The organism is Hyphomicrobium facile (assembly GCF_900116175.1).
In the GTDB taxonomy this organism is placed as follows: Bacteria; Pseudomonadota; Alphaproteobacteria; order Rhizobiales; family Hyphomicrobiaceae; genus Hyphomicrobium_B; species Hyphomicrobium_B facile.
Window position 1 is genome coordinate 175,712 of record NZ_FPCH01000003.1, and the last position, 16,990, is coordinate 192,701.

At 60.9% G+C, this 16,990-nt stretch carries 14 protein-coding genes, 1 tRNA gene and 1 pseudogene; 4 read left to right on the forward strand and 12 right to left on the reverse strand.

Going from position 1 to position 16,990, the window contains the following annotated elements; genetic code table 11:
* Positions 1–30 precede the first annotated feature (30 nt).
* Positions 31–810, forward strand: a pseudogene (locus tag BM399_RS13855) (FAD-dependent monooxygenase); the annotation flags it as partial.
* A 178-nt stretch (positions 811–988) separates the two neighbouring features.
* On the opposite strand, the gene BM399_RS13860 reads toward BM399_RS13855, so the two are convergent.
* The 3 genes from BM399_RS13860 to panE form a co-directional block, all read right to left on the reverse strand.
* Positions 989–1,075: transfer RNA gene (locus BM399_RS13860), tRNA-Leu, on the reverse strand.
* 69 nt (positions 1,076–1,144) lie between these two features.
* Positions 1,145–1,657: a thioredoxin family protein gene (locus BM399_RS13865; protein WP_092868374.1), complete on the reverse strand. Its 513-nt coding sequence runs from the start codon at positions 1,655–1,657 to the stop codon at positions 1,145–1,147.
* A 101-nt stretch (positions 1,658–1,758) separates the two neighbouring features.
* Entirely contained in the window at positions 1,759–2,682 is a 924-nt protein-coding gene (gene panE, locus BM399_RS13870; protein WP_092868375.1) for a 2-dehydropantoate 2-reductase, read from the reverse strand.
* Between the two features lie 198 nt (positions 2,683–2,880).
* On the opposite strand from panE, the gene BM399_RS13875 reads away from it, so the two are divergent.
* Complete coding sequence (locus BM399_RS13875) at positions 2,881–3,171, forward strand: hypothetical protein (RefSeq protein ID WP_092868376.1); 291 nt, start codon at positions 2,881–2,883, stop codon at positions 3,169–3,171.
* Between the two features lie 59 nt (positions 3,172–3,230).
* Here the strand turns inward: BM399_RS13875 and BM399_RS13880 are convergent, their stop codons facing one another.
* On the reverse strand, positions 3,231–3,797 hold the full coding sequence (locus BM399_RS13880) for a DUF4240 domain-containing protein (protein WP_092868377.1): 567 nt from the start codon (positions 3,795–3,797) through the stop codon (positions 3,231–3,233).
* Between the two features lie 5 nt (positions 3,798–3,802).
* Entirely contained in the window at positions 3,803–5,599 is a 1,797-nt protein-coding gene (gene aspS / locus BM399_RS13885; protein ID WP_092869100.1) for an aspartate--tRNA ligase, read from the reverse strand.
* Positions 5,600–5,860: 261 nt separating this feature from the next.
* On the opposite strand from aspS, the gene rnd reads away from it, so the two are divergent.
* Positions 5,861–7,015: a ribonuclease D gene (gene rnd / locus BM399_RS13890; protein WP_092868378.1), complete on the forward strand. Its 1,155-nt coding sequence runs from the start codon at positions 5,861–5,863 to the stop codon at positions 7,013–7,015.
* 55 nt (positions 7,016–7,070) lie between these two features.
* On the opposite strand, the gene BM399_RS13895 is transcribed toward rnd, so the two are convergent.
* From BM399_RS13895 to BM399_RS13925, 7 genes are all read right to left on the reverse strand, one after another.
* Positions 7,071–7,991: a DnaJ C-terminal domain-containing protein gene (locus BM399_RS13895; protein WP_177228166.1), complete on the reverse strand. Its 921-nt coding sequence runs from the start codon at positions 7,989–7,991 to the stop codon at positions 7,071–7,073.
* A gap of 77 nt (positions 7,992–8,068) precedes the next feature.
* Positions 8,069–9,607 (reverse strand): Ppx/GppA family phosphatase, encoded by a 1,539-nt coding sequence (locus BM399_RS13900; RefSeq protein WP_092868380.1) that lies wholly within the window; start codon positions 9,605–9,607, stop codon positions 8,069–8,071.
* 15 nt (positions 9,608–9,622) lie between these two features.
* Positions 9,623–11,788, reverse strand: a complete 2,166-nt coding sequence (locus tag BM399_RS13905) for an RNA degradosome polyphosphate kinase (RefSeq protein ID WP_092868381.1) — start codon at positions 11,786–11,788, stop codon at positions 9,623–9,625.
* A gap of 95 nt (positions 11,789–11,883) precedes the next feature.
* Positions 11,884–12,558 (reverse strand): P-loop NTPase family protein, encoded by a 675-nt coding sequence (locus tag BM399_RS13910; protein WP_092868382.1) that lies wholly within the window; start codon positions 12,556–12,558, stop codon positions 11,884–11,886.
* A gap of 8 nt (positions 12,559–12,566) precedes the next feature.
* Complete coding sequence (locus tag BM399_RS13915) at positions 12,567–13,652, reverse strand: AI-2E family transporter (protein WP_092868383.1); 1,086 nt, start codon at positions 13,650–13,652, stop codon at positions 12,567–12,569.
* A 50-nt stretch (positions 13,653–13,702) separates the two neighbouring features.
* Positions 13,703–14,257 (reverse strand): CDP-alcohol phosphatidyltransferase family protein, encoded by a 555-nt coding sequence (locus BM399_RS13920; protein WP_092869101.1) that lies wholly within the window; start codon positions 14,255–14,257, stop codon positions 13,703–13,705.
* A gap of 194 nt (positions 14,258–14,451) precedes the next feature.
* Positions 14,452–15,588 (reverse strand): DUF2066 domain-containing protein, encoded by a 1,137-nt coding sequence (locus tag BM399_RS13925; protein WP_092868384.1) that lies wholly within the window; start codon positions 15,586–15,588, stop codon positions 14,452–14,454.
* 222 nt (positions 15,589–15,810) lie between these two features.
* On the opposite strand from BM399_RS13925, the gene purM reads away from it, so the two are divergent.
* The gene (gene purM / locus BM399_RS13930) at positions 15,811–16,941 is read left to right on the forward strand and encodes a phosphoribosylformylglycinamidine cyclo-ligase (protein WP_092868385.1); all 1,131 of its coding nucleotides are present in this window, start codon (positions 15,811–15,813) and stop codon (positions 16,939–16,941) included.
* The last annotated feature ends 49 nt before the right edge of the window (positions 16,942–16,990 follow it).

Sequence of the window (16,990 nt, forward strand, 5' to 3'; positions counted from 1 at the left end):
GCGGCACTGGGTCGGTTAATCGCTTGGCGATTATCGCGGGAGCACGTCCAAGCCGACATGCGTCGGGTCACAGGCATCGACGTCACGGTGACCGCCCTTCGGCTGGCGACCACCTGGACGGATCGGGCCAATCAAGCGACGGCGTACCGCCACGGGCGGGTGCTGCTCGCCGGAGATGCCGCGCATATTCATTCGCCCCTTGGCGGCCAGGGCCTCAACCTCGGGGTAGGCGACGCCATGAACCTAGGATGGAAGCTCGCGGCGACGATTCGCGGGGATGCTCCGGCTGGGCTTCTCGACAGCTACTTCATCGAACGGCATCTGGAAGGAGCGCGGATTCTCGATTGGTCGCGGGCGCAGGTTGCGCTCATGCGGCCCACCCGGAGTACCCGCGCACTTGAGACTATCATTCGCGATCTCATGGACACGCGCGACGGCGCAACGTACTTCGCCGAAAAGATGTGGGGGGTATCAATGCGGTATGATCTCGGCGATGCCCATCCATTAGTTGGCCGTAGCTCCCCCGATTTCGAGCTTGCCGGCGGGACGAGCACCGGCAGCCTCTTGCGCGACGGCAAGGGCCTGCTGCTCGACTTCGACCCCGGCGCGCCGCGACAGGCGCTTGGGCGCCGCTGGGATGGGCGGATCAACTATATCTCGGGTCGTGCGGAAAACACATTCGGCTTGAGCGCAATATTTGTTCGACCGGATGGTTTTGTCGCCTGGGCGAGCGAGGGCGTCGATGATGACGAAGGTCTTGCCCAGGCTGCGTCGCGCTGGCTGGGCGATCCTGCAACATTGGACCGCTAGCGGCGCTTCAGCTGTAGCGTTGGGGCAAGGCGACGCCGCGTAATCGACAAAAAGCGGCGAGGCCCACCCTGCCGCATGTGAAGGCCAATAGCAGAAGATTCAAAAGATCTGTTCCGCGACCTCCTGAAAGCGATGGGCTCGGTCGCGGGTGTCGGCTTGTTTGTGCGGAATATCAGTTTGGTGCGGACGGAGGGACTCGAACCCTCACGACGTTACCGTCTCAGGATTTTAAGTCCTGTGTGTCTACCGGTTCCACCACGTCCGCGCCGGTCGGACTTATGGCGAGTCGGACGGCCAAGCGCAACATCCTGGATGTAAACATTCGTCGCGGGTATCAGATTGGCTCCTTGTTGGCCGGCGGCGCCGCCGCGGGGGCCATGTCGAAGACGCTGCGAGCCTTCTTCATCAGGCCCAGGAGCTCATCGGGCTTTTCGACGTTCAGCGAATGAGGGTACTCCCGGTCTGAGCCGACGAGCTTATCGGAAACGTTGCCGTCCGGATCGATGAAGAGCGTGCGCGGCACATACGAACCGTCGGTCGCGAATTCGCTGTTGAGCTCTTTCTCTTTATCGGCGTCCGCCAGGATCATGACGAAATCGCGCGAGGCTTCGACGATCCTCGGGTCTTTGAAGATTTGCCGGAACTGCTTGCACACCGAACACCACGTCGCGTGGAAGACCAGCAAAACGGGTCGCCGTGTCTTCGATGCTTCGTAGATGCCCGAGCGGGCGTCGCGCCAGTTGATCTCAGCGCCATTCCAATCGCGCGCATGGTCTGCCGTTCGAGCCAGGGCCGCGAACGGCAACGCCGCCAACAAGAGCGCGACGCAGACAAGTGAACGGATCATGCTTCAGTCTCCAACGCTTGTGCTCTTTTTCTGCTTTTGCCGGTGGGGCGCAAGGCAGCCCGAATTTAACGACAGGCTATCTGCCCCATTCAACGACCCGGCTAGGCGCTTTTCAGAATTTGGCTTTCGTAAGCTTGCAAATGAATGAAGGCCGTATCGAGAAGGGGCGTTGCGACGTTCCTGGCCCGGCCTCGGCGAATGATGTCTCCGACGATCTGATCGGCCTCGATCCGCCCGCCGCGTTGGATATCCCGCAGCATCGACGCGGAAATTTTCGAATTCCGGTCGCTCATCAGGGTACGCGCGAAATCGAGCATAGCCTGTTTCGGCGGGTAACCGTTTGCGGACGCAACGGCTATGCATTCGTTCACCAGGCTGGTCATGAACTCAGGGCCCCCACCGGTGCAATTGATTTCGCCGACAGTTGCGCGCATCAGGCATGTGGACGACGCAAGAGCCGCGATGAAAAACCACTTCTCCCACATCGAGGCGATGATGTCGGCTGAGTGACGCGCGTCGCAGCCCTGCGCGAGGACATCGTGAAGCTTCGCCGATCCGTCCTTCTGTTCGGGAAATCTCGGTCCCTGCGTGACCGTTGCGAAAGGACCGAAGTGGTGGATCGTGCCGTCGTCGCCCAGCGTGACGCTGATCTGGCACATCCCTCCGAGCACGCGCACGGCTCCGAATGCATCATCGAGAGCTGCGAGATGTTTCATACCGTTGAGCAACGGCAAGACCAAACTGCTTTCGCCGACGGCGGGCTTGATCGTTTGGATCGCTTCACTCAGATCGTAGGACTTGGCACTTAGAACGACGGCATCGAACGGAGCGCTGATCTCGTCGCGCGTGATCGCCTTCACGGGCGTCGCCAAATTGCCGACGGGGCTTTCGATCTTGATGCCGTCGCGCAGGAGTTGATCGCGGCGTTTCGGCCGAACGAGGAACGTCACATCGACGCCGGCCTTTGCAAGACGGCCGCCGAAATATCCGCCGGTTGCCCCGGCGCCGAGGAAGAGAATTCGCATCGATCGCTAAGCTCGCTTTCTGTCTAGACGGTAATGTCCCGAAAAGTCCGGCGTGGCGGGATGGCTAACGCCATGATCACATCATTTCACGATTGGCAAGTTTTCAAGCACGGTGAGTTGTTTGGCGGAAAGGCGAGAAGCTTCCTATTTGAAGTTTGACGCGGAGAGAGATCCGCAGCGAAACATAATGGAGTTTACATGATCCGCATAATCTCAATTGGACTGGCAACCGCCTGCTTTGCGCTTCCGGCCCTTGCGGAAGAGGCTTCCTCGATCGACGCCGGGAAATCGGCGGCATTTAGCGCCGAACTTGCAAGCGCCGCCAATTCCGAGCAGGCGCGGTTGCAGCTGGCTCACCAGGGCTATACGGCGATTTCACCGCTTCACCGCGATGATTCCGGCCGCTGGGTGGGCACAGCAACAAAGGACGGAAAGACCGTAGTCGTCACAGTCGTCGCGCCGCGTGCCGCGACGGTCACGACGGAATAATCTTCCGTTCACACTCAAAAAAAATCGGCGCCCTCTGTTCGTGGAGGGGTGCCGATTTTCTACCACTGCGATTTATTTGAGCCCGTCTCAAAACTGACGCTCGCCGCATAGTTAAGGTCTCGCCCAGTGCGCGCCCTCCAGACGTCCCTAGCAACAAAAATCAGTGGCTCGCACCATTGCTCGACGGACTTTGGCATCAGGCTGGGATCGCGCAAAACACGCTCATAATAGTCTTTGCCGTTTGCGACCACGTAAGCCCGCGCGTACAGAAAGCTATCCGAACTACCATTCATCCCGGCAGCCTCTGCAAAGCGCCTTCCATCGAGCGCGTAAAGGACCTGCGCCATACGCTCTTCGAACGCTTCCAGGTCTTCTTTCGAGTGGCTGGAAAGAGCTAGAGCAAGCGGTGCCACCGCTTGGCGATCGAAACCCTCGCCCATGCGAAGGGAGTCATGATCTACTTTTTCTATCAAGCTCCAAAACTCTTCCAGCGGCATGGCCACTATCCCGTTTCCGTTGGAGGTTTTGTCTGCAATCTCGATGATTAGACTCTTGGCTGTGCCAATATCGGGTACAAAAATGATGCTCAGGCAAATTGCGAGATTTATCGCAACTGCTCTGAGCACTTTGCTTACCCCTTCTTTTCCGGCGCGACGACGCGGATGGAGAGTTCGCGGAGCTGCTTCGGCGCGGCTTCGCTCGGGGCACCCATCAGCAGATCGGCTGCTTGCTGGTTCATCGGGAACAGTGCCACTTCGCGAACGGTCTTGCCGCCCGTCAGCAGCATGACGATGCGCTCGATGCCAGCCGCCATGCCGCCGTGCGGAGGCGCGCCGTACTGGAAGGCGCGGAAGAGACCGCCGAAGCGCTGCTCGACAACCTCCGGACCGAGCCCCGCAATGCCGAACGCCTTGATCATATCGTTCGGCTTGTGATTGCGGACGCCGCCCGACGCGATCTCATAGCCGTTGCAGACGATGTCGTACTGGTAGGCTTTGAGCTTCAGGCGCTCTTCGGTCGTCGTCGCCGCGTCGAGCGCCTCGCCGCCGCCTTGCGGCATTGAGAACGGGTTGTGCGAGAAGTCGATCTTCTTCTCTTCCTCGTTCCATTCGTAGAACGGGAAGTCGACGATCCATGCGAGCGCGAACCGGTTCTCATCGACGAGCTTCAGCTCTTGGCCGACGCGGTCGCGTGCGAGACCTGCGAATTTGTAGAAGTTCGCCGGGTTGCCGGCGACGAAGAACGCAGCGTCGCCTTCCTTCAGGCTGAGCTGCGATTTTATCGCGGTCGCGCGTTCCGGGCCGATGTTTTTTGCAACGGGACCGGCTCCGCCTTCCTCGCCTTCACGCCAGAAGATGTAGCCGAGGCCCGGCTGGCCCTCGCTCTGCGCCCATGAGTTCATGCGGTCGCAGAACGCGCGGCTGCCGCCCGTCGGCGCGGGGATGGCCCAGATGCGCGCCTTCGGGTCCTTCTCGATCATGCCCGCGAAGACCTTGAAGCCCGAACCGCGGAAGTGCTCGGTGACGTCTGCCATCTCGATCGGGTTGCGCAGATCCGGCTTGTCAGAGCCGTACTTGGCGATCGCCGTGTCGTAGGGGATGCGCGGCCAGCCCTTCGTCACGGGCTTACCCTCCGCGAACTCTTCGAAGAGGCCAGTGATGACCGGCTCCATCGTCGCGAAGACGTCTTCCTGCTCGACGAAGCTCATCTCGACGTCGAGCTGATAGAATTCGCCCGGCAGCCGGTCGGCGCGCGGGTCTTCATCGCGGAAGCACGGTGCGATCTGGAAATAGCGGTCGAAGCCCGACACCATCAAGAGTTGCTTATACTGCTGAGGAGCCTGCGGGAGCGCGTAGAATTTGCCGGCATGGATGCGGCTCGGCACCAGGAAGTCGCGTGCGCCTTCGGGGCTCGAGGCCGTCAGGATCGGCGTCGGGAATTCGTTGAAGCCTTCGTCGTGCATGCGCCGGCGAATCGATCGCGTGATCTCGAGCCGCTTCATGATGATGGCGTGCAGCGTCTCGCGGCGAAGATCGAGGAAGCGATATTGCAGGCGCAGATCCTCGGGGTATTCAGGCTCGCCAAAGACCGGAACCGGCAATTCCTTCGCTGCCGAGAGCACTTCGATCTCGGTTGCGTAAAGCTCGATTTCTCCCGTCGGAAGCTCTGAATTGACCGTGCCTTCGGGCCGGTCGCGCACTTTGCCGTCGATGCGTACGACCCATTCCGACCGCAACGTTTCTGCGACCTTGAAGGCGGGGCTGTCGGGGTCTGCGACGACCTGCGTCAACCCATAATGGTCGCGGAGATCGATGAAGAGGACGCCGCCGTGGTCGCGGACGCGATGCACCCAGCCGGAAAGCCGCACGTGCGAGCCTACGTCGGTTTTCCTCAGAGCGCCGCATGTGTGCGAGCGATAACGATGCAGCTTAGCCTCGGCCATGGCCGGAAACCCTTTGATCGATGTGGGTGAAAATCGCCGCGGAAAAGCGCATGCGGCCGTTCGAAAGTCAAGGTTAGCACCCAACACGTTAACTGAGGAAGGTTCCCGGGGCTTCCTTCGAGGCCAAACCTTCGACATAGCGGGCCGTCGCCGCAGCTGCCGGAAACCCCTTGCGAAAAAACGCCCTACCTCCGGCACCGAACTGATGGCGACAACTTTGAGACCATGCGCTATAGGGCTGCCTTGATGCGAATGATCACGACCACGTCAGAGCTGGCGGCACTTTGTGAAGTGCTGGCCAAAAGTGAATATGTTGCTGTTGACACCGAATTTCTGCGTGAGCAGACGTTCTGGCCATTGCTTTGCCTCATCCAGCTCGCGGGCCCCGATGCCGAAGCCGTCGTCGACCCGCTGAGCCCAGGTCTGGACCTGACGCCGTTCTATCAGCTGATGGCTGACACCTCGGTCGTCAAGGTCTTCCACGCCGCCCGCCAGGATATCGAAATCATCTTCCTGAAGGCGGAGATCGTGCCGACGCCCGTGTTCGACACGCAGGTTGCGGCGATGGTTTGCGGTTATGGCGACAGCATCAGCTATGTGAACCTCGTCAAGAAGACGACGTCCATCGATCTCGACAAAAGCTCGCGCTTCACCGATTGGAGCCGCCGGCCGCTTTCGGACAAGCAGCTCGACTATGCGCTCGCGGATGTGACGCATCTCAGAGACGTCTATCAGCGCCTGAAGCAGACACTCGAAAAGACGGGCCGTACCCCGTGGCTGCAGGAAGAGATGGAAGTTCTCACGAGCCCTGCCACGTACGATGCGAAGCCCGAAAATGCCTGGCAACGCCTCAAGCTTCGCGTCAAAGGGCGGAAATCGCTTGCGGTGCTTATTGAACTTGCGGCCTGGCGGGAACGCTTGGCGCAATCGCTCGATGTGCCGCGCGGGCGCGTGCTCCGGGACGACGCTCTGTACGACATCGCCAACCAGCTTCCGGCGAGCGCGGATTCACTCGGTCAACTCCGGACGCTTTCGGACGGGTTTGCACGATCGCAGCGGGCGAAGGAAATCGTCGACGTCGTCAAGGCGGGTCTCGCGCGCGATCCCAAGACGTTGCCGCAAATCGAACGGAACGAAGCGCTGTCGGCTGAAGCCAGCGCAACACTCGAATTGCTGAAAGTGCTCCTCAAGGCCGCCGCCGCGGAACACGGCGTCGCGCCTCGCATCATCGCGGACAGCGACGATCTCGAACAGCTTGCAACGTCCGATGAAGCGAACATCCTGGCGCTTCAAGGCTGGCGACGGACGCTCTTCGGCGAATCCGCACTGAAGCTCAAGCGCGGTGAACTGGCGTTGACGCTGGTAGATGGCGAAGTTCGCGCGGTGCCTGCCGCGAGGTAGATTTTTTAATTGCGCTTGGCGACACGCGTTCCGCGCGCCGGCCGCCAAGCGATGCTTACTTCCGGCCCGGGTCATAGGCGTGCTTCTGACGCCATTCGGAAAAGAAGTATGAGAGGCTGTCGTCGATATCGTGCGGCAGTACGATCTTGACCGTCACACGCTGATCGCCGTGCACGCCGTTTTTGCCGCGAACGCCCTTGCCTTTGAGGCGGAACGTCTTTCCCGAGCTTGTGCCCTTCGGAATATTGAGCTGGACCCGGCCGGTCGGGGTCGGGACTTCGACCCGGCCGCCGAGGACGGCTTCGTCGACGGTGATCGGCAGTTCGAGCAAAATGTCGTCGCCGTCGCGCTTGAAGTCCGGGTGCTGGCGGATCTTTATTTCGACAAGAGCATCTCCGGGCTCGGAGCCCGGCCCTCCGGGCGTGCCCTTACCCTTCAGCCGTAGCGTTTGGCCGTCGGTCACGCCTTCCGGCACGGCGAGGTCGAGCACGCCGCCATCCGGCAGCGTCACGCGCTTCCTGGCGCCAAGCACGGCTTCGAGAAAATCGACTTCCAGCGAGTAGCGCAGATCCTGCCCGCGGTGCCCATGACTGGCACGCCGACCGCCTCCGCCCGCGCCGAAGACATCGGAAAAAATGTCGGAAAAGCTGAAATCGTCAAATCCGGTGGCTCCGGGGCGGCCCTCGAAACCCCGTGCCGAGAACGGGCCTCGCTGGGCGCCTGCAGACCGGTTCCACTGCGGCCGGCGCGGGTCGCCCTTGGCGTCTATCTCGCCCGCGTCGTACTGGCGGCGCTTTTCGGGGTCGCTCAAGATATCGTTGGCGGCGGTGATCTTCTTAAATCGTTCAGCGGCCCCGGCATTGTGGGGGTTGACGTCCGGATGATTGGCTTTGGCCGCCTTACGAAACGCGCTGCGTATTTCATCCTCTGTGGCTCCCCGCGAGACGCCGAGAATGTCGTAAAGATCTTCCGCCATGGAGGCTGACTTCATCCTGGGAACTTTTGTTATAGACTATCAGAAAATGCTGCGTTGCAAGCGAGGCGTACTGCCTCTCAACCGGTAATTCGGATTTCCGGCCTTTTGCCGACCAAAGCCGCAAGTGTCTCGAATCGGCGTCGCAGCCTTTCCCCGTCCAGTGCTGCGTAGGCCGCCGGTATCGTCAAGACAAGCGTGCCGTTTTCGTAGCTGAGCGACGTTTGGTCGATAACGCCGGCCATGCCGATCGAAAGCATATGGGCAGTCCTGATCGCTGCGCCAACGATCCTCGCCCGCCGCTGAACGCGTTTAGTGACCAGACTGCGGAGCCGGTCGGAGAGCTGGCCGCCGCCCTCCTCCTCTGACGTCTCATGGCGGTGGAAGACGGAGAGGGCGAGGAAGATGCGGCCCGGGTGATCGACCCCGCCCAGGCCCGCGTGCGCGATCGTGTTGACGCTTTGCTCGCCGCGGTAGTCGGGATGGGCTCGCCAGCCGACATCGGAGAGGATGCATGCGGCGTGGCGGAGACGCCGCTCATCGGCCGTCTCCTCCTGAGCCGGGTCGGCGAAGAGCTGGTCGGTCCAGTCGCAGAGTTCAAAGGCATGGGCGACGGATCGCGACCGCAGGGCGGCGTAATCTTCGCAGAAGCTGATCAGCGGATCGCGCGCCTTCTCGAATGGCGGCAGGAGACCGTAAATCAGTCCCTCGCGAATTCCGAATACGGAGAAGACGATCTGCCGTGGCTCCATCTGGCGCAGCAGCCGCTCCAAGACGAGCGCGCCGAACGGCAGGACTTCGCGACGCGCTTTGGCGACACCGGCGATGCCTGGAATATCGAGAGGCTTTTTGGCTTTGCGAAACTGCTCGCAGAGGTCGAGCGCTTCCCGCGTCGTCAGCTTGTATCCCTGCATTACGCGCAGCGGATAATCGACGCGGTCCATTTGCAGCTTGGCGAGCGAACGCCACGTGCCGCCGACGGCATAGAACGTGCGGCCCGCGCCGTTTCTAACCCAAGGAAGGCTTGCGATGGCGGCGTCGATGACGTCAGTCGCGCGCTCGATCTTGTTGCCGGTCGTGTCGATCAGGCGCAAACCGCCGAGAGGCAATGTTGCAGCCTCCTTCAATCGCTCCTGCGTGAGATCGATCAGTTCGAGGCTGCCGCCGCCGAGGTCGCCGACGACCCCATCGGGATCGACGAAACCCATCATGATGCCTTGGGCCGCCAGGCGCGCTTCGGTATCGCCGGACAGAACCTCGATCCTGGCGCCGATGGCCCGCTGGCCCTGCTCGATGAAGTCACGGCCGTTCTGCGCATCGCGAACAGCGGCCGTGGCGATGACCTTCAGATTCTTGACGCTCAGAATCTTCGCAATGATCCTGAAGCGCGAGAGTGCTGCCAGCGCGCGGTCAACGGCCTCAATGCCAAGGCTGCCGGTGGATGCGACCGAGCGTCCGAGACCGCACAGAATTTTTTCGTTGAAGACGGGTGTCGGCGCACGAACCGCACCTTCATAGATGACGAGCCGAACCGAGTTGGAACCGATATCGACGACGCCGATAGGTTCCATTTCCGCGGTACGCTCGTTTGCGCCCGAGAGTTCTTTCCAACGTGTCAAAATTGAACTCCCGGCTCAACCGGGCTGGCGGAAACGTTGCGGGAAGCTCTCCTTGAGAGATTGCCCGCGTCCCGAAAGCGAAGGATTGGTCATGAAGTACTTGTGCGCATTGAAGGCTTCCTCACCGGGACCCGGTTGAATCCGGGTCGAGCTACCGTCGGAATTGATCCGCCAGCTCTGTTGATTGTCTTTCAAGTTCGCAACCATGATCTGTGCCAGCACTTGTTCATGGACGGTCGGGTTCTTGACGGGCGCCAGTGCCTCGACGCGGCGGTCGAGGTTGCGCGGCATCATGTCGGCGGAGCTGATGTAGACGGCGGCATTGGCCGAAGGCAAGGCCTCACCATTGGCGAAACAGTAAATGCGGGCATGCTCGAGGAAGCGCCCGATAATGCTTTTCACTCTGATGTTGCTCGAAAGACCCGGGATCCCCGGGCGCAGACAGCAGATGCCGCGCACGACGAGATCGATCGGCACTCCGGCATTGCTCGCGTCGTAGAGCGCTGAAATGATCTGAGCGTCGACGAGCGAGTTCATCTTCCACCAGATGCCGGACGGCTTTCCGGCCTTGGCGTTTCTTATCTCCTCGGCGATGTGCGTCATAATCCGGTTGCGGATGCCGTGCGGGCTCGCCGCCATGCACTCGAGCTCAACCGGCTCGCCGTAACCCGTCACGAAATTCAGAATTCGGGTGATGTCGCGCGCCATCGCCGGATCGGTGGTGAAGAGCGACAGGTCCGTGTAAACGCGCGCGGTTTGCGGATGATAGTTGCCGGTGCCGATGTGACAGTACGTCGTCAGCTCGGTGCCCTCGCGGCGGACGATCAGGCCGAGCTTGGCGTGCGTCTTCAGTTCGGTGAACCCGTAGACAACGTGAACACCTGCGCTTTCAAGGTCGCGCGCCCAGCGGATGTTTGCTGCTTCGTCAAAGCGGGCTTTGAGCTCGACGACGGCGGTAACGGATTTGCCGGCTTCGACCGCCTCCTTCAGCGCCTGAATGATCGGGCTATCGCGCGAGGTTCGATAGAGCGTCCATTTGATCGCCATCACGTTCGGATCGGCGACGGCCTGGCGCAAATACTGAACGACGACGTCGAAGCTCTCGTAGGGATGGTGGACGACGATGTCCTTGTTACGGACAGCTGCGAAGCAGTCACCGCTGAATTCGCGAATGCGCTCGGGGAAGCGGATCGTGAAGGGCTTGAAGAGAAGATCCGGCCGGTCGGGCACGATCAGCTGCGAGGTATCGGCGAGGGCCAAGATGCCTTCTTTGACGAAAACGCTTTCTTCGCGAACCTCGAGTTCGTCGATGACGAACTTGCGCAAGCGTTCGTGCATCTTGGCTTCTATTTCGAGCCGGATGACGTTGCCGCGGCGCCGCCGCTTCAGCTGGCTTTCATAGGAGCGAACGAGGTCTTCGGCCTCTTCCTGCAATTCGATGTCGCTGTCACGGAGGACGCGGAACGTACCCTTGCTCTTGATCTCGAAGCCGGAGAACAGCTCGGTCAGAAACATGCCGATGACGTACTCGAGCTGAATGAACCGAATTTCCTTCGGTTTGCCGGGCTCCGCTTCGAGACGAATGAACCGCTCCAGCTGACCGGGAATGGGAATGAGCCCATTCATGGTTTTGCCGTCGATCGGGCGCACCATCTCGACGACGATGGTCATCGCCTTATTGGGAATGAAGGGAAACGGATGGGCGGGGTCGGCTGCGATCGGCGTCAGGATCGGGAAGATTTGCGTCATGAACCGACGCTCGAGCCAATCGCGCTGCGCTTCCGTCAGATCGTCGGGCTGCAACACAAAAAGACCGGCGCCTGCGAGTTCGGTTTTGATCGTCCGCCAACTCGCCTGCTTATCGGCGACGAGGCCCGTCGCGAACTTGTTGATTGCTGCAAGCTGCTGCATCGGCGTCGAGCCATCTTGCGACAGCGTCGTGATGCCGGCGCGGATCTGGCCATAAACACCGGCTGCGCGAACCATGTAAAATTCGTCGAGGTTGTCTGCCGCTATCGATAGGAAGCGCAGACGCTCGAGGAGCGGATGATGTTCGTTGCCCGCTTCCTCAAGAACGCGGCGGTTGAACTGAAGCCAAGACAGCTCGCGGTTGTAGAAACGCTCCGGCCCTTGCGGAACGATATCGACATCGGTTTTGGTTCTGCTTTTCGCGGTGGCCATCTTAGGGGGATTGCTCCGAAAATCCGGTCGAGACATGTGGGTGTTAGATTACACCCAAATGACGCGCGGGTGTCTTAATCCTCAGTATAAGACGATTAGTAGCCGAGTACGTCGAGCGTTGCAGCGGCAATGGGGCGCGTTACCCGGCGCTGCAGCACGAGTGCACGACGATCTGCCTCTGCGACGAACCGTTCGGCTGCAAGCATAGACCGCTCCATCCGCACGAGAACGTAGTCCACCAATTGCGGCTCGACGCTCAACTGGCGGTCGGCGAATAACTTCACCAGGACAGCGCGAAGCAGGGCGTCATCGGGCGGCTCTATGGTCGCCAAGGGCAGGGCTTTCAACCGCGAGCGCAGATCGGGAAGCGCAATCGCCAAGTCCCCCGGCACGGTTTCAGTCGTGAGGAGAATTTGCAGCCGCTGTTCACGGACGAGGTTCAAAAGATGGAACAGCGCCGCCTCATCGGTAATCTTCTGGACGTCCTCGATCAGAAGGGCGCCTGCTGACGCCATTGCCGGGACGGCCTCACGTGAGATCGCGGATGCCTCGAATGGGGTAGCTCCGGCCCGCTTCAGCCAAACGTTGGCGAGATGGGTTTTTCCACTTCCCCGCGGGCCGGCGATCACGGCGGCGCCGATGGGCCAATCCGGCCAGCGATCGACGAGCGCAACGGCGGCGGCGTTCGATTCTGAAACAAGGAAGTCCTCAAGACCCATCGCCGTTCTGTGCGGCAGTTCAAAGACAAGCTGCTCAGGGATCGTGGTCATGGGGCTATTCAAGGCTTATCCTTCAGGGTCAGCTCAACCTCGCCTTGATACACGGATGACTCGAGATAGGCGCGGAGCGCAAAGCGTACGAGCACGCCGATTGCGGCAGAAACCGGCACGGCGACGAGGAGGCCGAGAAATCCGAACAGATAGCTGAAGGTCAACAGCGCGAAGATCAACCAGACGGGATGCAAGCCGATTTCGGAGCCGATGATGTAGGGGCTCAGGACCCCGGATTCCAGCGCCTGTCCGCCGAGCATGACACCCGCGATAATCAGAATGTGGGTGAGATCGGGCCAGTACTGGATGAAGGCGATGATCATGGCTGCCAGGGCGCCGAGCGACCATCCGAAAATTGGAATGAATGAGGCGAGGCCGGTCAGAATTCCAACGAGCATGCCATAGTCCAGTCCGGCGAGACTGAGCGCAATCGCGTAGTAGAGTGCGAGAAGGATGCACACCACGCCCTGTCCGCGGATGAACGCGGAGATGCGGCTGTCGATTTCGATGGCAAGGGCTCGGATCTGGTCCGCATCGCGACGCGGGAGCCAAGCGTCGATCGTGGCCACCATTTTCGGCCAATCCTTGACGACGTAGAAAAAGACGACCGGCGTTATAAGGACAACGGTGAAGAAGTTCACCGCGGCGGTACTCTGGTTCCAAATCCCTTGCACGAAGGTCCCAAGAAAAGATGGCGCAGAGGATGTGAAGGACTCCAGAGCGGATCGAACGGCCGCTTCGGCCTGCGGGTATCGCACTCCCAGATTCTCACGCGCGGCCATCTCAAGCGTAACCTTGAGCCGTCCGATTTCTCGCGGGGCCGCCTCGACGAGGCCGGCCACCTGTTGGGCGAGGACGGGCACGAGGAACACGAGCATCAAAGTGATGATGCACACCAACACCGCGAGAAGCAGAATGGCAGAAACCCAGCGCGGGATGCCGGCACGGCCCATGGCGTCAACGACGGGATTGAGAAAATAGGCCAGCGTCAGCCCAATCACGAATGGGACGAGCGCCGGAGCTACGAGTTGAACGATGTAGGCGAACAGCAGCGCAGCCGCGGTCCAAAACAGCGCGTGCCGCTCAAAATACATGTCGTTCGATCCTCAAATCGTCAGCCGGGCTGAAACATGCCCCGGAACACTCAGCTTTTCGAGCCGGTGGTTTCGTAAAACGTCATGTGTTTCAGCCACACGCGCAAATAAGCCACAAGCGAGATGATCGTCGTCGCAGCTGCAAGAAGCGTCAATAGCTGCACGGGCCCCTTCAGCCGCAAGCCGAAGCCCTCATCTGCCAGCACGGTGGCGGCCAGCACGATCTGGGCAACGGTGTTCATCTTGCTGACGGCAAGGGGTTTCATTGGCGTCGGGTGATCGAGCAGCCATGACAGGACGACCGCGATAACGATCAGCACGTCGCGCGACACGACCAGGATGACCAGCCACGATGGCAGACGCGCCGTTACGCCGAGCGCTATGAAGATGCAGACGATAAGCAGCTTGTCCGCAATGGGGTCGAGATACGCGCCGAGTTCGGTCTCCCAACTGAAGCGCTTGGCGAGGAATCCGTCGACGGCGTCGGAGATGCCCGCCACGACGAAAGCCAGGAATGCCGCCTGGAGTTCGCCCGTCAGCAGCAGCCAGAAGACCACGGGTACGAGAATGACCCGGCCGAGCGTAATTAGATTTGGAATGCTCACGCCGAAACTGTCCCCGTCTTTCTCTGCCTGGGCGAAGTTGAAACCGATTAGGCGGCGCGACCCTAGCCCTTGGAAGTTTATCTCGTCGAGAACATCCTCCTTTGCACTGCAGTAATGCAGCAGCAACGAAAGGGCGCGTCAACCACTGCGCACCGCAGCGCCCCTCGAAACGAACGAGATATATATAAATTATTTCAATAGCTTGAGCGAAGAACCCAGCCTTGGTCCGTGCCGGTGAGGCTGAGACCGCGAGCGCCTAGAGCATTTGCCAGACTTCTTGCACCACCCGGATATTTCAAGGTGATGTCGGCGCTACTTTCCGTGACGTCGGCGATGTTGAGCCCGTCGACACCCGGAGTGTCCAGGAGTTGTGCGCGCATCTGATCCCATTGATCGGAGCTCGAGAACTCAACCAGAAGGGTCACGTCCTCGCCGCTGCCACCCGTCGAGGCAGCCCAGACGGGCATGTCCGCTCCAGCGGAGGCGGGCACGGGAGCGGCGGACTTGATGGCCTTCCAGCGGCCCTCGATCACGCCCAGGGCCACAACCGCTGCGAGCTGGGAGGCGTAATCGAGATCACCGTCCGAGATGCGGTAGGTCCGTTTCAACAGCAGCGGACCGGCGGCATCCCGTCCGGCGAGCGTCACGGTCAACTTTTTAGATGCCATGTCCGGCTCGGCGACAGCCATTACGACGAGGCCCGTTCCATATTCGCCCGTGAGCGCGCGCAAGCCGTTGTCGTCGCCGGCGAGCATCTGGTTGACCGTATCGGGGCGGATCGTCGGCTTCAGATCCTTGATCGTTATCGGGGTGATCGTGTGTTTCAGGTCGAGGCCCGTCCAGGCGCGGCGCCATAGCCCAGCGTCACCGCCCGCCGTTGGCGGGTTGCCCTGCTGCAGCACGGTCAAGACTGTTACCGGCGGCGCCTGCTGGTCGACATAAGGAATGCCTTGGCGCGAGAGCGCGGAGCGCACTGCGTCGGCCTGGAACGAGAAGTCGAGGCTGGCGATGTAATCGGTTGCGGAATTGCGTTCCGAGCGCACGGAGACGCCCGATACGAGATCTCCGGCTTTGAGATCTGCGACTGTCGACAGCCGTTTATAGGCCGTGACCGGCACGAGGCGCTTCAGAAGGGAGCGGAACGCCGCTTGCTGACCGTCTGCCATCGCCTGCTCCTTCGCAGCAACGGCGTTGGCCGCGGTCGCTTCGACCGGATAATTCGCGACGGTATAGGCAGCATCTGCGCCCGCCGAGATTGCAGGCGCCGTTTCGAGCCCAACAGCCGCCGTCCAGATGGCTATGGCAATGGCGAAGCAGCGACCAACGGACACCTTAATCCCCCGTTTCCCGTTTTCAGGCGATGTATATGGCCGGCAAGGATACGCAACCGCGGAACCCCGCCAACGATCCCTTCGTTGCTCTCAGGGCCAGTCGCTGCTACGACCCCCATCACGGGTTGGCAATGGGGCAAAAGTGAGTTTAACCGATGCCCTCCCCACTGCGCCATTCATGGACGCGGCTTCCATCCAACACAATTCCCCCGACGAGGACGAATGCCGGCGGCTGACGAGAATTCGAATAAGAGCATCACGTATGCCGACGCTGGCGTCGATATCGATGCGGGTAACGCGCTGGTCGCGGCCATCAAGCCGCTTGCGCGTTCGACGAGCCGCCCTGGCGCGGATGTGGATCTCGGCGGCTTCGGCGGCCTGTTCGATCTGAAGCGCACCGGCTTTCGCGATCCGATCCTGGTCGCGGCGAACGACGGTGTAGGCACGAAGCTCAAAATCGCCATCGAGACCGGCCGTCATTCGACAATCGGAATCGACCTTGTCGCGATGTGCGTCAACGATCTCGTCGTGCAAGGCGCGGAGCCGTTGTTCTTTCTCGACTACTTTGCCGTCGGCAAGCTCGATGTCGCCGCCGCGCGCGACGTCATCGCGGGGATCGCGGATGGCTGCCGCGATGCGGGCTGCGCGCTCATCGGCGGAGAAACCGCCGAGATGCCGGGCCTCTACAAGAGCGGCGACTACGATCTCGCAGGGTTCTCGGTCGGCGCCGTCGAGCGCGATGAAATCTTGCCGCGTGCCGATATCGCCGTCGGCGACATTCTGATCGGGCTCAAGTCTTCGGGGGTTCATTCGAACGGCTACAGCCTCGTGCGCAAGCTCGTCGAGCATGCGCGCCTCGATTGGAATGCGCCTGCCCCGTTTGCCGCGAACACATCAGTCGCGGAAGCGCTGCTCACGCCGACGCGCATCTACGTCAAACCGCTTCTCGCCGCTATCCGGGCAACGGGCGGGTCGGGCATGAACGGCGCGATCAAGGCGCTATCGCATATCACCGGCGGCGGACTTTCCGAGAACGTGCCTCGCGTGATGCCGAAAGACATGGGCGCTCGCATCGATCTTTCATCGTTCGATGTGCCGCCCGTTTTCGGGTGGCTCGCCAAGACCGGCAACATCGAGCCCACCGAACTGCTCAGGACGTTCAACTGCGGCATCGGCATGATCGCGGTCGTCTCGAAAGCGAAAGTTGACGACGTAATCACGAAGCTGAAGGCGGCCGGCGAAGAGCCCTTGATCATCGGCGATGTCATCCCTCCGACGGGCGAAAAGTCGGAAGCAAAGGGCAAAGGCGAAGCCTGGGCCGTCAAGTACGAAGGCAAGCTGAGTCTTAGTTGACGCCTCCGACACGCGTGCGGCGCGCCGGGCTTTTTGCTTTGACGCTTCC

Coding starts and splice junctions, on each gene's coding strand:
- BM399_RS13865 (WP_092868374.1), bottom strand. CDS start 1,657: ATGATCCGTTCACTTGTCTGCGTCGCGCTCTTGTTGGCGGCGTTGCCG.
- panE (WP_092868375.1), bottom strand. CDS start 2,682: ATGCGAATTCTCTTCCTCGGCGCCGGGGCAACCGGCGGATATTTCGGC.
- BM399_RS13875 (WP_092868376.1), top strand. CDS start 2,881: ATGATCCGCATAATCTCAATTGGACTGGCAACCGCCTGCTTTGCGCTT.
- rnd (WP_092868378.1), top strand. CDS start 5,861: ATGCGAATGATCACGACCACGTCAGAGCTGGCGGCACTTTGTGAAGTG.
- BM399_RS13895 (WP_177228166.1), bottom strand. CDS start 7,991: ATGGCGGAAGATCTTTACGACATTCTCGGCGTCTCGCGGGGAGCCACA.
- BM399_RS13905 (WP_092868381.1), bottom strand. CDS start 11,788: ATGGCCACCGCGAAAAGCAGAACCAAAACCGATGTCGATATCGTTCCG.
- BM399_RS13910 (WP_092868382.1), bottom strand. CDS start 12,558: ATGACCACGATCCCTGAGCAGCTTGTCTTTGAACTGCCGCACAGAACG.
- BM399_RS13915 (WP_092868383.1), bottom strand. CDS start 13,652: ATGTATTTTGAGCGGCACGCGCTGTTTTGGACCGCGGCTGCGCTGCTG.
- purM (WP_092868385.1), top strand. CDS start 15,811: ATGCCGGCGGCTGACGAGAATTCGAATAAGAGCATCACGTATGCCGAC.